7 protein-coding genes are annotated in these 14,577 nt (G+C 54.4%); 4 read left to right on the top strand and 3 right to left on the bottom strand.

From position 1 onward, the window contains the following. Positions 1-4: 4 nt before the first annotated feature. Complete coding sequence (locus tag FYC48_RS06190; protein ID WP_149495707.1) at positions 5-973, top strand: NAD-dependent epimerase/dehydratase family protein; 969 nt, start codon at positions 5-7, stop codon at positions 971-973. Then, positions 942-2,294, top strand: a complete 1,353-nt coding sequence (locus FYC48_RS06185) for a glycosyltransferase family 4 protein (protein WP_149495706.1) — start codon at positions 942-944, stop codon at positions 2,292-2,294. The genes FYC48_RS06190 and FYC48_RS06185 overlap by 32 nt, the downstream gene beginning before the upstream one ends. A 75-nt stretch (positions 2,295-2,369) precedes the next feature. Here FYC48_RS06185 and FYC48_RS06180 read toward each other — a convergent pair whose 3' ends face one another. Next, on the bottom strand, positions 2,370-4,787 hold the full coding sequence (locus FYC48_RS06180) for a CehA/McbA family metallohydrolase (RefSeq protein ID WP_200836540.1): 2,418 nt from the start codon (positions 4,785-4,787) through the stop codon (positions 2,370-2,372). 121 nt (positions 4,788-4,908) lie between these two features. Here FYC48_RS06180 and FYC48_RS06175 point away from each other — a divergent pair, with 121 nt between their 5' ends. Both FYC48_RS06175 and FYC48_RS06170 read left to right on the top strand, forming a co-directional pair. Continuing rightward, entirely contained in the window at positions 4,909-5,691 is a 783-nt protein-coding gene (locus tag FYC48_RS06175; protein ID WP_149495705.1) for a hypothetical protein, read from the top strand. 505 nt (positions 5,692-6,196) lie between these two features. Continuing rightward, entirely contained in the window at positions 6,197-6,733 is a 537-nt protein-coding gene (locus FYC48_RS06170) for a chemotaxis protein CheX (protein WP_149495704.1), read from the top strand. Positions 6,734-6,920: 187 nt separating this feature from the next. On the opposite strand, the gene FYC48_RS06165 is transcribed toward FYC48_RS06170, so the two are convergent. Together FYC48_RS06165 and FYC48_RS06160 are read right to left on the bottom strand one after the other, a co-directional pair. Beyond that, complete coding sequence (locus FYC48_RS06165; protein ID WP_149495703.1) at positions 6,921-10,064, bottom strand: Ig-like domain-containing protein; 3,144 nt, start codon at positions 10,062-10,064, stop codon at positions 6,921-6,923. Positions 10,065-10,241: 177 nt separating this feature from the next. After that, complete coding sequence (locus FYC48_RS06160; protein ID WP_160149353.1) at positions 10,242-14,234, bottom strand: DUF6797 domain-containing protein; 3,993 nt, start codon at positions 14,232-14,234, stop codon at positions 10,242-10,244. Between the last annotated feature and the right edge of the window lie 343 nt (positions 14,235-14,577).

Below are 14,577 nucleotides of genomic sequence, written 5' to 3'. Positions count from 1 at the left end.
ATGAATGGCACCGAAAACCATTTTGGTCACGGGTGCGTCTGGCTTTCTTGGTTCGACGATCGGACGGGTCTTGCGGCCGAGTTGTGATCGACTGATCTACTTGAGCGGATCGAACGATTCACCCGCCGATCATGTTGTCGATCGACGCTATCACTTTCGCATGCCCGATGCGCGCCTGGGAATGATACTTTCCAAGGAACGTCCGGCATGGGTGATCCACTGCGCCGGTTCGGCCAGTGTCCGCGCTTCGATTGAAGATCCGAAACGTGACTTCCATAACAACGTGACGGTGACCGAAGCGTTGTACGAGGCGGTTGCCAAGCATTCCCCCGGAACCCATTTGGTCAACCTTTCGAGCGCCGCAGTGTACGGTCAGCCAGAACGGTTGCCGATCACATTGCGGACACCGGCCCGGCCAGTATCGCCGTACGGAAAACACAAGCGTCAGTGTGAATTGATCACGGATCACTATGCGGAACGACATGGGATTCACACGGTCAACTTAAGGATCTTTAGTTCGTTCGGTCCCGGCCTAAGGAAGCAAGTCCTTTGGGACATTTTCCAAAAGGCCAAACGCAGCCGCGAAGTGATGTTATTCGGCGATGGGACTGAAACCCGGGACTTTATTTTTTCCCACGACATCGCAAGACTAATCGGCAAGCTCATCAATACGCCAAACGATGACATTGTGAGGCAGCCGCGTTATTTGAATGTCGCCTCGGGAACTTCGGTACAAATTAAAACGATCGCACAGTTGTTCTTGAAGCAGTTCAGTGATCGCCATACGCTTCGTTTTTCCGGTGAGCAGTCTTCCGGAGACCCGAAACACTGGTCGGTGGACGTCCCGACCGAAGGCGACTATGTGTTGGATCAAATGACACAGTTAGAAGACGGGCTAGCGATCTACGCTCGATGGATTCGAACAATAACGGAGAGCACGGATGCGGATCGCATTTTGGCTGCTGCAGGATAGCATTCGCCAATGGGCTGGCTGGGTTGCCGGCCTTCACTACGTTCGCAATTGCCTGGAAGGTCTAGCTAGTTTGCCCGACGATGAGGCCCCGGAAGTGGTTGCCTTCGTCCCCTCATCTTTACACGAAAAGCTCGTTGACGACGCCGGCTTTGACGATCGTCCCTGGTTCCGGGTCCATCTGATCGAAGACGATTTGCTGCAAGATCTCGACCGCCGCAATGAACTCATGTCGCGTGTCGCTAACGAACACTGTGACGTGCTCTTTCCCGCAATTACTCCACCGGTCGTTCCCTTCAAAGGAAAGTGCGTCGGTTGGATCACCGATCTGCAACACAAGCACTACCCGGAGTTTTTCTCAGACGCGGAACTGCGCCACCGCGACGAGCTGTTTTCGTTTCTGTCGGCATCCTGTAATCGCATCGTTTGCAGTAGCGCGTCGGTTCAGGCCGACATGCAGCAGTTTTTCCCTGAAGCCGAAGATCGTACGTATGTCCTACGATTCCGAACCCTGCCGCCGGCGTCGGCGACCGACGCTGATCCGACCGATGTGATGCGGCAGTTGCAAATTGACGAGCCCTATGTTTACCTGCCATACCAGTTCTGGCAGCACAAGAATCATCGTGTCGTCTTCGAAGCATGGCATCTGATCAACCAACAGAGGACCGAACAGCAAGGCCGGACTCCGTTGTTGGTTTGTTCTGGCGCGACCATCGACGGTCGTAATCCCGATCATTTCCCAGGACTCGAGCGATTCATCCGTGAGCATCAACTGGACGATCGAATTCGAATCCTTGGGATGGTGCCGCGTGAGCAACAGTGGCAGCTTTATCGCAATGCAAATCTGATTGTGCAGCCATCCCTATTTGAAGGCTGGAGCACTTCGGTGGAAGAAGCAAGAACGCTCGGAAAGCAAGTGTTGCTATCCGACATTCCCGTTCATCGAGAACAAGCTGACTCTCCCGAACAACTCTTTCCACCCCATGATCCTGAGTTGCTTGCCAAGATGGTTCGGCAAGCGATGAAGGCATCAAAACCGGGGATCGATATCGAGCGTGAATGCGATGCAAAAGCGGAGTCGATCGAACGGATGCAACGGTTTGGCCGCGACTTGGTCCAACTGTTTCAGGAAACACATGACGAACCAAGGCGACCAGTCACAAACGGAGTTCTGCCGTTGCTGTTATCGGCACAGCATGAAGCATCAAAACGCCTGGAAGTGATTGAGCACCTGCAACGAAAACTTGCGGCGGTCGAGCAAGGTGCCGACCACCGACCGCGTCGCCGCTGGTTTAGGCGTGACAAGCGAGCGGCTCGAACTTAGAGGTCTATCGATCCTGAAAGCGATGGATACGGTGACCTTCTGAATGCCTCGGCGGCATCCGCTACGCGACAGAGACTACTCACCGATCGCTTCTTCGGCTCGCTTGATGTAAATCGCTTTGGCTTCGTCATACGCTTGCTTGGCTTCGTCTAATTCTTCGGGGCGGATGTTCCCGCGTTTTTGAGCCCAGCAGACGTCGACGGCATCACGGCACCACTGTGCGCTTCGGCGGCTAACACGGATCGGCTGATCATCAACGGTGACGAAGATTGGATTGCTGTGCATCGATGGCAAAACGCGAACGGCGACCCAGGTCGATGATTGCACGTCAAGCTCGAACTCAAGGCTCACCGGTTTACCGTCAGCCTCAATCATTTTCCGACCGACGACCTGCCCGCCAGCAATCAATTCGACCGGGACTTTTCGGCTGCGACCTTCGCGTGCACGCTCGAGGTGCCAGTAAGGCTTTTCGTCAAGCCGACGCTGTGCGATCGCCCGTCCGGCATCATCTTGTTCGGCCGGCAACATCGCGGCGACTTCGCAGCGCACGGTCTGTTTTCCTGAGCGATCAACACGGTATTCACTCGGTCGCCCTTTTTCATCGGCGGTGCCTCCCAAAGGAAATTCCCCGATTGAAAAATTGAGCAAGTGACACATCCCGTCGCCGACGTAGCTGCGTCCTGCTTTGAGGCCTTGGACCCAACTGACGTAATCGAGTTCGGCGGCATCGTTGATCGATGGGACTTGAACGTAGCTACGCCCCAGACCGACGCGTTCTCCGTAGATGCATGGAAAGTCGGTCTCGCCACTAATGCGCGTTCGAAAACCACAGTTCAAGACGTGGTACCAGATATTCAATTCCCAGATCGCCGGTGTGTCGACCGCACTGATAAAATCGCAAACGTCATGAGCCGCAGTCACGATGTATTCGTTCGCACCGATGCCGTCGAAGGGTGGCATTGCATAATCGGGAAGACGATCAGCCGCACGTCCCGGACCTTGATTGCCACCCCATTGCCTGGGAAGGTTGCCGCGACCACCTCCCGGCAAATAGTCTGGCAACGCCAAGCCCCAACCGCTGTGGCTGTACCCAACGACGCCGTCTTGCTCTTTTCCCCAACGTAACACCGGAAGCGTCCATGAAGGCCATTGGTCAATGCGATCGGTCCCTGGGTAATCGTCTTCGCTCAGTTGAAGCAGACAGAGATGCCCGGCATGCGAAGAGGGAAAGCCACTGACTTCGACATCGTATCGCATGAGGTAGCCGGGTTTGGAAAGGCTGCTCACATCACCTTCAAAGAATTGTTTTTGAAAGTACCAACACGGTCCCCAGCTCAACACACAACCGACGTTCAGGTCCTCACCTACGAGGTGTCGCAACATATCTTCGGGCTTCACCCCCTGGCTTGGATTCTCATAGTGGGCGCATCCGGCGGCATGGACGTGGTGGTCACCGGAGAACCAGCCATAGCGTGCCATATGAATCCAGCGTTGAAGATCAAATTCCAGCCTCGCCGGCTGGCCCTCGTTCACTCGCAAGCTGGCGTGTGCGGTGTGATACTCGGGACCGCGGTAGGCAGTGATCTGATAGGTACCGGGTGCCAAGTTCAGCGATTCTCCGGACGCACGATACACTTGATTGTGAAAGAAAAAATCCGGAGCAAGACGCCGCGAAGGATTCGGATAAATCCTGCCGCGTTGATCTTTTACCAGAAGGCTACATGTTGTTGGCGTGCCGTCATGATCGCGAATTACCAAGTTGACGGGAACAGACGGGCGACAATCAAATAGCAAAGAAATCTCGTTGCGAAATCCCAGGTCCTGAGTCCCTTGGCCAACATCCATGGCGAGGGTGGCTTCACGTTTTCCCGCGTCGCGGCTGTAAAGCTGAACGATGCGATATTCGATTCCGAGGCCACTTAAGTTGCGATGCAGTGGCTGCGAGTCGTACATCGCGATGTCCAGCCAACGACGTTGGGCATCGGCAGGTGTGATCGACAGTTCAGGGTCTGGAGACGATGAGCTTCGCCGGACCATCGGTGCGGCTTGTGGGCTGGTGCAAACCAGAGGGGCAGTGACGCCCGCCTCGTTGACAACTTTGACCAGATGATTCGTCCAGCCGTTTTGATCAAGCATCGGTTTTGCCGGACCGATCGCAACTTTGACACGGCTTTCCGGGTTGATCGAAACGATCGCCAAGCAGTGCCGATCGAGGACGGTCTGGATCTCGCGAACGACTTTGGTTTGATCGTTCTCTTGCCAAAGCTGCCGAAGCGTTTGTTGATCGGCCGCAGGGAGTGGACTGCCGGCGATTTCCAATGCCTGAACGAATCGTTTGACGCCAGCTTCAAAGGGCTGACGATCGACGGTGCCGATGATCGGTTCGGGAATTTCCTGTGCGACGCTACTCAATTGGGGATTCACTACCAACAGCAGCAGAAGTGCCGCGATACGTTGGCAAAGCGTGTTGCCGGAGGGACGTTGACGTTGCATCGGTGAGAATCTCCGTACCACGGTCGGAAGGCGATCATTGCGGAATCAGAAAATCGATTGTAGGCTGAATATAAATCGCTGTGTGATCCTTCTCCGTTGAAACGAAGCTGTCGGTATCTTGATGATTGAACAGTTTACCGACCGCGTCTTGAAAGTTTTACAACGTGAATTCCCCGATCAGGGCTTTCGGCACGGTGACGAAATCGGGACCCTGACCGATGGCGAAGTCTCGTTTGGGATGTCGAATTTGTGCGCTCAGTATCAGCAGGGTATCTTCAACGACGACAATTTTGACACGGCGATTCGCGACAAGTTTGCTCAGATCTTGCAAATGCTGCAAAGCAGCGTGGAGGCCATTCCGGAAAACTGGGACGATGCTCAGTCAAGGTTGCGCGTTCAATTAGTCAGTGCCAAACTGACCAATTTGTCCAGCGCCGTCACGTTCCCATTTGCCGACGACGTCCACTCCAGTCTGGTCATCGACAACGACGGTGGTTATGCCTATGTCCGCCAAGCGGATCTGGATCGTTGGAATCAAACGGCGCTTGATGCGATCGAATTGGGGAAGCGAAACATCGTCATTTCGCAACCCCAGTTGCCGCTTGCGATCATGCCGGGAGACGTTCGACTCGTTGCTATCCAAACAGGCGATGGCTATGACGCGGCCAGGATTCTAATTCCAGAGATCCGAACACAAATCATTCGGGAATTAACCGGAACGGTCGACGGCGAGGCATTCGCCGCGGTCCCCAACCGTGATTTCTTAATTGCTTGGCCGACAGATTTAATCCCTGAGATTCATCAACAGTTGTCAGAAACCGTCGCAATGGACTCTCGGCAACAAAGTCATCCGCTATGCGAACGCGTTCTGCGAATCACCGCGGAGACAATTGAGTTGACATAAATCACGATCGCCATCGTTCGTCCTCGATCACACCTTCTTAAGTGACTGCGTTCACTCTCATCGTGTCGCCCAGCGGTCATCGATGCCGATTGCCGGTCACCGGCGTGTCAGTAAACCACCGCGGTGCGGGATCGGCGACGCGGGCAGGTACTCATTGATTGAAGGTTTTTAGACAATCAATTCAATGTCACATGCGCCCCACTTGTGTAGGGGTATCTTCTGGTGACAAGTAGCGAAGAGCAGTATTTGACCCGATCGTTAAATCGAACCCAAGCGAGTGGAATGCCCCCTTGGCAGTACTCAGTCAACGGCGGCAATCCATGCTCACGATCAATGAACTTACCTGACCACCGTATGCCAAATGCGATCGCTCCGAGCCGGTATCGCTAGACGGCACGCCCGACTGCTAGCGCAATGGGCTCACGAGGTGGCGCGAGCTAGTCTCCAGATAAGTTCTTCGTGAGCCCAATTACCAAATCCAGTGTCACCAATGAGGTGAGGCGAAATGAGTCAACTTGCAATCGACGTTTGCCAAGAAGGTCTAACTGAATCATTGAGGAAGCTCTTTGAATTCTATTCGACCGGTGATGTCGACGTGAATTTGCTTTGTGATGAAAGCCGGAGCGTTCAACAAGAGTGTCAGTACGAAGAAGACATTGTTTCATCGACAATCGAATTAGCGGGAGAAAACGTCCGCTACTTCATTTGCTTGGTTTCGACGATGGAGACCGCACGACAGCTTTGCGAGGGCGGTGCCGACGATGCGATCGACTGGATCGGTGAGTTGGCCAACCAACTGTTCGGCCGATTTAAGAACCACTTGCTCGAGTACGGCGTCAACGCAGAACTCGGTATCCCTATTTCTGCAGAAGGGGTCCAAAAGAAATGCGTCGCATGTGGGACGGGCTCAGCCACTCTTGAAATTAACACGCGTGCCGGTGTTGTTTGGGCGATCTACAAACCGCAGGTAGATTCAACTCTTCAGTGGACTCGCAACAGTGATCTGGCTGCCGCCGAAGAAGGCAGCATTCAACTGTTCTAAAGCTTCGTCAGCATCCGAATTCAGGATTAGCCGATTGGCGTTGGCAACGGTTTCGGAGCAATGACCGGAGTTATCGCCCGTCAGCAGATGGGTCGAACCCGAACGCTTGGTCTATCGACGGAGCACTGGGTTCGTGTGATTCGCAGAGTCATCTGGATTGTGACAATCCTAAGATGTTCTAATTCGACTATTCAGCGACGTCGAGCAATTCAATGACGACATCAATCGCTTCGGTTGAAGTCCCGCGAGCAGTGATATCTAAGTTAAACACGGGCGTCGTTTCGAAGTCTAACTCGGTCGAATCGGCGACAAAGATTTCGCCGGTCAAACGGTCCAGCGTAAACACTTCGTCGACCGCATTAAGCTCTGCTTGAATGACCGGCCGAAATGCTTCGATCGTTTCTGGATTCGAGAGCGTCGATCCATTCAGGAAGAATGAAGGTGTCGAAGTCAAACCCAAGTTTGATGCCGAAATTCGATCGCGTTCGATACGAGCTTCTAGCTGGGCGTCGACTTGATCATTCGCAAACTGAGTCATATCGAGACTCAACTGTTGGGCGTAACCATTGAAGACAGACGTGGGGTCTGCGAGTGAACGCCACGCATCTTGGTTGGTGAAAAGCAGATCGACCATTTCGTCGAATTTGCCTTGGCGTGCCGCCGCTTCGGCCACCCTGGCAGCTGCTTGGCTATTCGGAAAGATAAAACTATTGGTGCCAGAATTGAACAGCAACAAGTGACGCCGCACGACCAGAAGCTCGTCACCAAACTCGCTTTGAAGTTGCTTAATCACCGCATGGATGTCCGCACAGTGTGGGCAAGAGAGGTCCATGTACTCAATCAAAACGACCGGCGCGGCGGCGTCCCCGGTCAAATGATCATCTGCGACCAATCGCAATTCACCTGGCAAGTTTGGATTGTCGACCTCGAAGAGAACGTTGTCTCCCAGATTTGTTTCTGGGGTAAGGGTCCCGACAAGTGTTCCGGCCGCAGAGTTTTCGGCCACGGTGAAGGCGTTTTGGTCTTCAACCGTCACCGTCACTGTCGCGGAGTTCGATAGGCTGGTTCCGTCGTTCGCTTGGTAGCTGAACGAATCTTGGCCGCTAAAATTTGTGTCCGGAGTATAGGTGAACGAACCGTCGGAATTGAGAGTCAACGAGCCATTCGATGGACCGCTAACAAGCTGCGCGGTGAGTGGATCAGAATCTGGATCGCTGTCGTTGGCAAGCACACCTTCGGCGACATTAACTACCAACGCAGATTCTTCACCGGTAGAGTAACTGTCGGCATTCGCGACCGGTCCCTGGCGGACTTCGATTGAAACTGTGGTTTCGTCTGCCGCGAAGTTTCCGTCATCGGCGCGATAGGTGAAGGTATCGGTCCCGGTAAATCCGGCGTCTGGCGAGTAGGTGAATGAACCGTCCTCATTCAGAGTGACCGTTCCATTGCTAGGGTTGGTCGTCAGATTCGCATAAAGCGTTGTGCTATCGGCATCGGTATCGTTTGCCAAGAGACCTTCGGCGGCACTGACCACCAATTCTTGTCCGGCATTTGCGACATAGGAATCGTCTTGTGCGACTGGTGCGAGTTCGTTGGCGTCGAACAAATTGACCGTCACATCGATCGATTCCGTGGTGTCCCCAGTCGCCCTGACGATGAACTCGAACTTCGGCGTCGTTTCGAAATCAAGATCGTTGGTCTGGGCAACGGTCAGATCACCATTAAGACGATTGAGGGCGAACGTTTGATCGACTTCACTCAGCTTTGACTGAACAACAGAGGTGAAACCGGCCAGAGTTTCGGGATTGGCTATCGCTTCACCGTTGAAGAAGAACGACGGCGTCGAACTGAGCCCAAGTTGCTGGGCCGTCGTTCGGTCTCGATTGATCCGATCCTCGATGGCCTGGTCTTGTTGATCGCTCGCAAATTGCGTCAAATCGATCTGCAGTTGCTGGGCATACGCATTAAAGATCGACGTCGGGTCTGATGCCGCTTTCCAATCGTCTTGGTTACTGAATAGCAAGTCGACCATCGCGTTGTACTTGCCCTGTCGGCCTGCCGCTTCGGCGGCCTTCGCCGCTGCCATGCTATTGGGGAAAATAAACTCACCGTTATTTTCCAAGACAAGATGTCGATGGACGATGAGCAACTCACTCGAAAAATTCGAAAGCAATTGCTTCGTCACTTCGTGTGCTTCGGCACAATGGGAGCAAGAGAGATCGCTGTATTCGATGATGACTACCGGCGCGTCACCTTCGCCGCTGAAGTGGTCATCGGGCTGAAGTCGCAATGCCGATGCGATTGATGCGTCCGGGAATTCGTAAACGACATTACTACCGAGCGCACTCGAAGCCTGCACCGAACCGACAAACGTTCCTACGGCAGCGTTTTCGTCGACGGTGAACTCGTTTGCACTGGTGGGATCGGCGGTCACGGTGATTGTCACGGTGACACTGGTCGATTGTTCTTCCGAATCACTCGCCCGATACACAAATGAATCCGTGCCGACGAAATCCGCGTCGGGAACGTAGGTAAACGATCCATCCGTCGCGAAGGTTAACGTTCCGTCGGACGGATTGGTGACCAGCGTTGCCGTCAACGGATCGTCTTCGGCATCGGTGTCGTTATTCAAGACACCGTTTGCGGCACTGACGGTCAGCGTTTGATTTTCGACCACCGTATAAGTATCCGCGACCGCAACCGGCGCATCATTTTCATCGGGGTTGGGGTCGGTGGGATCGGGATCCGGGGTCGTCGGCGGCGGATCGCTGCTACCGTCGCGAATCGCGTCGGCTAAGTCGGTGTTTCCGATGCTTTGCTCACCGCGGGCGACGCTTTCACGCAACATTTCGGATTGCGAAGGCGTCGAAGCCAAGAACCACGCCAAGTTGACGTAACCCGGTTTCAAACCGCGTTCACCAAAGTTGATTCCGGTGACTTCGTCATCACCATCGATGACCAAGTTTGAAACGTCATCGTTGTCGACCACTGCCCCGGAATGCCCTGACGCGTCTTGACCGTCAATGGTCGCTTCGGGCTGGCGCTGGGTAACACGATACGTCCCCGGGGCCAATTGATCGAACTGGTAGGCGCCGTTGCTGGCCGTCAGAACGGATTGCTGGATCGATTCACCGGCTGTCGTGGTTCCTGTAAGCGACATCTCGACACCGGGGAGCCCGTGTTCCTGGCTGCCGTGAGTTCCATTCCCATCACTGTCGATGAAGACGTAACCCGACAAGCTAGCGTCCATCGCGAGACGCGATTGGAGGGATTCGAGCAGCATCCCACGGCGGGTGCGGCGACGGGCGGTAGATTTTCTTTTCTGGCTCATCAGGTACCGATTGCGAAAGCGTCAGCAATGAGACGGTCGTTGGGCGGCAAAGTTCCCCCATTTACCGGTCAGTTCAGGCTAAACGGCAATCTCCCCTTCGTCCACAAATTGTCGCCTCAGTGGCCCTTCATTCGATCCGGCTCGCCCCTCGTAAGCCCGCCAATCGGTACAGCAAGACTACTCGACGATCATCACGCCGTTCATCACTTTCCAGTGGCCGGGAAAAGTGCACAGATACGGATAATGCCCTCGCTTTTGCGGAACGCGAAAATAGATCTTCATTCGATCTTGCGGCAGGACGACATCGGTGTAAGCCAGCACATCCGGGCTATCAGGAACGTAGTGGCGCAGCGCCGCTTCAGGATCTGATATCAGCTTGTCGGCAAGCCTACCAACCGTTTCGAGAGCGTCTGGCTTGACGAGCGCCCAATTGTGCGGCACGACATCAGGGTTCATCAGCGTCAGTGCGATCGCTTCGCCCGGACGAACACGAAAAGATCGCGTTTGATAAGACAAGTTGGTCGCCGTTTCGATCGTGATCTCGCGAAAACCACTGATCTTTTTCCGATAGGGATTCGGAAGACTGCGTGTTGCCATCGCCATGTCAAGTATCATCGGATGCGGGTGAATCTGCTTGGTGACATGAGCGTAACCGGGGATATCCTGACGTGGCCGATCGAGGGCGTGAACGGTTGCGAATAAGTCATGGAATTCCCCCTGAGCTGCCTGCAAACGCAAATGAAGTTGGTTCACAGGTTGGATGTCGGGGATTTCTAGAAACAGTGTTTGCCCGTCGTCTAGAACGCTCGCCGACCGAATCACCATTGTGTCATGGCCCCGAATGCCGAGGTGCCGTGTGGAGAACTCCGGAGATCCATACGCCGCGCTATAGCGATAGTTCCAAGCTTGGGCGAAGTGCTGCGTCGGCTCACCGACCACGGTCTCATCGAGCGGTTGCGCGAATCGTATCGCGATCCCGTTTTCGTGCGCACGAAACCCGATAGGCAGTTGGACTGATTCTCCTGTGTATCGGACTCTGGCAAAGCAACCGTCGTCGGGCGTGTAAGATCCCCATCCTTGGGTTCCGGTGACATAAAGCTGACCATCATGGGGATTAAACTTGGCCCGATGAGCCCCCGAACGGAACTCGCCCGGAAGCGGCACGGCGGCCCCTTGCCATTGTCCATCGACTTGGTCACGAAGCACTAAGTAGTAGGTCCCCGTACCAAAGGAGACGTGTAACATCTGTCCCTTTAACGGTCCCCAACGGTCGCCAGGTACGGAGGTCTGTCCGCCACTCGAGTTATCGATTCCTCGCGGTAGATAAACCAGCGGCAACGATGGTGCTTGTCCATTGATTGGACCGCGATAACCGAAGTGCGGAACCGCTGCCGGAGAATCTTTAGCGGTACGATTGCGTTCCCAAAATGGTTCGCCTGGCCGAAACGCACAGATCATCGATGACGGAGTCCAGGTACCTTCCGAACAGGGAACCGTGACCATTCCGTCGGGCATTACCCCCAGGCCATCTGGATTTCGAAACCCAGTCCCGATGACCTCTGCCTGTTGTCCATCCGCTGAGATTCGTACAACCCCTTGGTTACCCGAAGCGGTATAGAACCGTCCTTGCGAGTCACGTTGAAGACCGCAGATGAAATCATGGCCCGCCGCCGACGTTTCATACACATTACTAAAACACTCGTAAAAGTCAGCTTCGCCGTCGTCATTGAGATCATGCAAGCGAGTGATTTGATCTCTACCAAGAACAAAGACCCCGTCTTTATCGACGACCATCCCTTGAGGATGGTGCAAGCCCGAGGCAAACCGACTCCACGTCGCCTTCGTTGAAGGGTATGCGAAGTCGCTGACCCTCCAGACGTCACCCTGCATCGTACAGACGAGTGCCGTGCCATCCTCCTGGAACCCATGCCCTCCGCAAAAGAACAACGCGCCATAGGGATTGTCAAATGGCAAGCCAATCGAGTCGACCGCATAAGGTTGAGCTTGTCCCAAATTGATTTCGGTTTCAAACGTCTCTTGCCATTGCCGTTTCGGATCGCTGAGTTTTGCCGCCAACGGATGCGTTGTTCGAAGATTCGTTTGAATCGTAATTTCGTCGTCGTCGTTGAGTATCGCTTCGGCGAGATACGCTTCGCCTCCGGAGCGATAAGAAAACAACACGCGTTCGCCGTAGCGATAGTAGCCTTCGTACCTTGCGTTCGTCGGAGCCGCCTGTTCGGCAATCTCGATACTTTTCCCCTTCGGCGAGATCCCCGACAAGAACCCATGCCGATGATCCGAGAACGTGACAAATCCACCCTGCCATGCAAATTCGAAGCGAAGTGACTCCGGATTGAAGCACACCGATGTTTGTGAGGATCCCCCCAGCGATACGCACACCGCTCGCGGAATCGTGTGTTTTCCGCTGCGAAAGATCCCACCAATCAAAGACCCGAGATCTGTATCGTTCCAGCGGCCATCAGCCCAAACCGTGTCATTTTGATTCCCCCAATGCCCTAGTGTTCCGCCGTCGAGCCCGGGGTACTCGGTCAATAAAGGCGGCAGGGGAGATTGGCCGCGAAAGTGATCGGCTTGTTTCGAGTAATAGTCATAGACCCGGTCACGATTGACCGGCTTCGTCCAATCGGGATGCAGTTCCGGGTGAAGCGGTTCGCGATCATACGGAAACGATTCGGGAGCATGAGCGTGACTTTGTGCGTTGGCGAGTACCGATGCGATCACATCGCCCGACAATGCATTGTCTGTTCCTAACGAAGTCAAAAACGAAACGAGATCAAACAACTCAGCCCGTGTCAGGGTTGCGGCCAAGTTTTCCGGCATCAATGAGCCGACTTTGCGACTCGCTTCGATATCTTCAATCGCCAGTTCCACGTTGGGTGCGATGCCGTTGACGTCGGCCAGCGTGACCGTGTCATCGTTTTGGTTAACGATGTACCCTTGATGCGTCTTCCCTGAACTGTCAAGAAAAGCGTGGGCGGTGTACTTTTCGTCGATCTGGCGGTTAGGCCATAAGACAGCTTCGATCAATTCGGTCGGCTTGCGTTGACGACCGATCTGTGACAAGTCGGGCCCGACTGATCCGCCATGTTCGCCGATACGGTGACAAGAAACGCAAGCCGTTTTATGATTGGCGAATGCCATCAGTCCGCGTTGTCGATCGCCGATCTGCTGTGCTCGCTTGATCAGTGGCGAAACGACTTGAGGGGAATACTCCGGCACGACAAACTGTGATTGATCGTCTTCACTAGGAACCGGCGAGGGGCGTTCATAGGTTCTCAATTTTGGCCGTGGCCCGGCGGCCTTGCCTTCGAGTTGCGGCAACAACCAATGAAGTCCGTCTAGGTTGTCGCTAAGTCGCTGTTCGACATCATCTTGAGTGTGACCGATGATTCCGATAGGGCCTTCATAGCCTGCATCGATGATTTGCCGCATCAATTGAAGCTCGAATTCGCCTTCGCCCAAGGGGACAATTTTCTTTCCCTTTTGATCGCCATCGCGAATCATCCCATTGAGGTTCAAACACAGCAGGTAGGGCTGCATCTTGGCAAGTCGCTCGGGGAAGTTGTCGACATGGCTGTGACCGTGATGAAGGTTGTAAACAATCCCGACGTGACCAGCGTCATGATGCTCGCGCAGGTATTGGCAAACCGCAACCATGTTTTCTGGCTCGCCTCCCCATCCACCATGATTGTAGAGTCCGAGCTGGCTACCGATCTGTTTTGCCTTGTCGGCGATCGGCAGCATCGCCTCGGCGGCGGCTTTAACTTTCGCCGCTTGATTTTCGGCAGGTGGTGATGGCAGAGTGTGCCAGATCTGAGGATGCAAGTCGTACTTCTCAAACAGCTCGAACGCCTTGTCATGGACCCCCCAAAAGGCGAAGTACTCGATGCCATGTTTTTGGTACTGCAGGATCTCGTCTTCAAAGGTCGGGACATGCTTCGCCCGCCAATCGTATGCGACGCGTTTTAGACCAAGTCGACTCGCCATCTCGGCGCGTTCACTGGGCGAGCGTTCTTTCGAATCAAAGGGGACGATACACCACGCAACAAGATTTTCGTCGCGGAAGTTATCGGGTATCTGCGCAAAGCCTGGGGTGAGCAGCATCAACAACGTGAGCGCGCACGACGAAAAACAGATTGACAGTCGCATCGGTGGGCGGGCGGTGGTAGCGGGGGTGGGCGGGGAGAGAGATTTCTTGCCACTCCGAAATCGCTTCACGCTGGATTTCCCGGCGATACGAGTGATCGGAGTTCCACCAAACTATAGCCGAAGTGGTTTCCGCCCACGAAAATCGCCGCGGGCAAAAAAATTCCCCCGCGGCGTTGGCGATCCCTATCGGACTCCCATCGGCGATTCAAGCATAGCCAGAGACCTCATTGCGACGAAGCGCCAACATCGAACTTGCTGCGTCGCGGCATCCGTCGAAAAGCGGTGCATGCGGCTGGAAATATCGGCTCATGCATTTGACCGGAGCAAATATCGTTCGACGCCA

The sequence above is a fragment of the Roseiconus lacunae genome, from assembly GCF_008312935.1.
In the GTDB taxonomy this organism is placed as follows: domain Bacteria; phylum Planctomycetota; class Planctomycetia; order Pirellulales; family Pirellulaceae; genus Stieleria; species Stieleria lacunae.
Note: the sequence above shows the minus strand (reverse complement) of the source record. Positions and strands in the feature narration are given on the sequence as shown.

Coding starts and splice junctions, on each gene's coding strand:
- FYC48_RS06190 (WP_149495707.1), top strand. CDS start 5: ATGGCACCGAAAACCATTTTGGTCACGGGTGCGTCTGGCTTTCTTGGT.
- FYC48_RS06185 (WP_149495706.1), top strand. CDS start 942: ATGCGGATCGCATTTTGGCTGCTGCAGGATAGCATTCGCCAATGGGCT.
- FYC48_RS06180 (WP_200836540.1), bottom strand. CDS start 4,787: ATGCAACGTCAACGTCCCTCCGGCAACACGCTTTGCCAACGTATCGCG.
- FYC48_RS06175 (WP_149495705.1), top strand. CDS start 4,909: ATGATTGAACAGTTTACCGACCGCGTCTTGAAAGTTTTACAACGTGAA.
- FYC48_RS06170 (WP_149495704.1), top strand. CDS start 6,197: ATGAGTCAACTTGCAATCGACGTTTGCCAAGAAGGTCTAACTGAATCA.
- FYC48_RS06165 (WP_149495703.1), bottom strand. CDS start 10,064: ATGAGCCAGAAAAGAAAATCTACCGCCCGTCGCCGCACCCGCCGTGGG.
- FYC48_RS06160 (WP_160149353.1), bottom strand. CDS start 14,234: ATGCGACTGTCAATCTGTTTTTCGTCGTGCGCGCTCACGTTGTTGATG.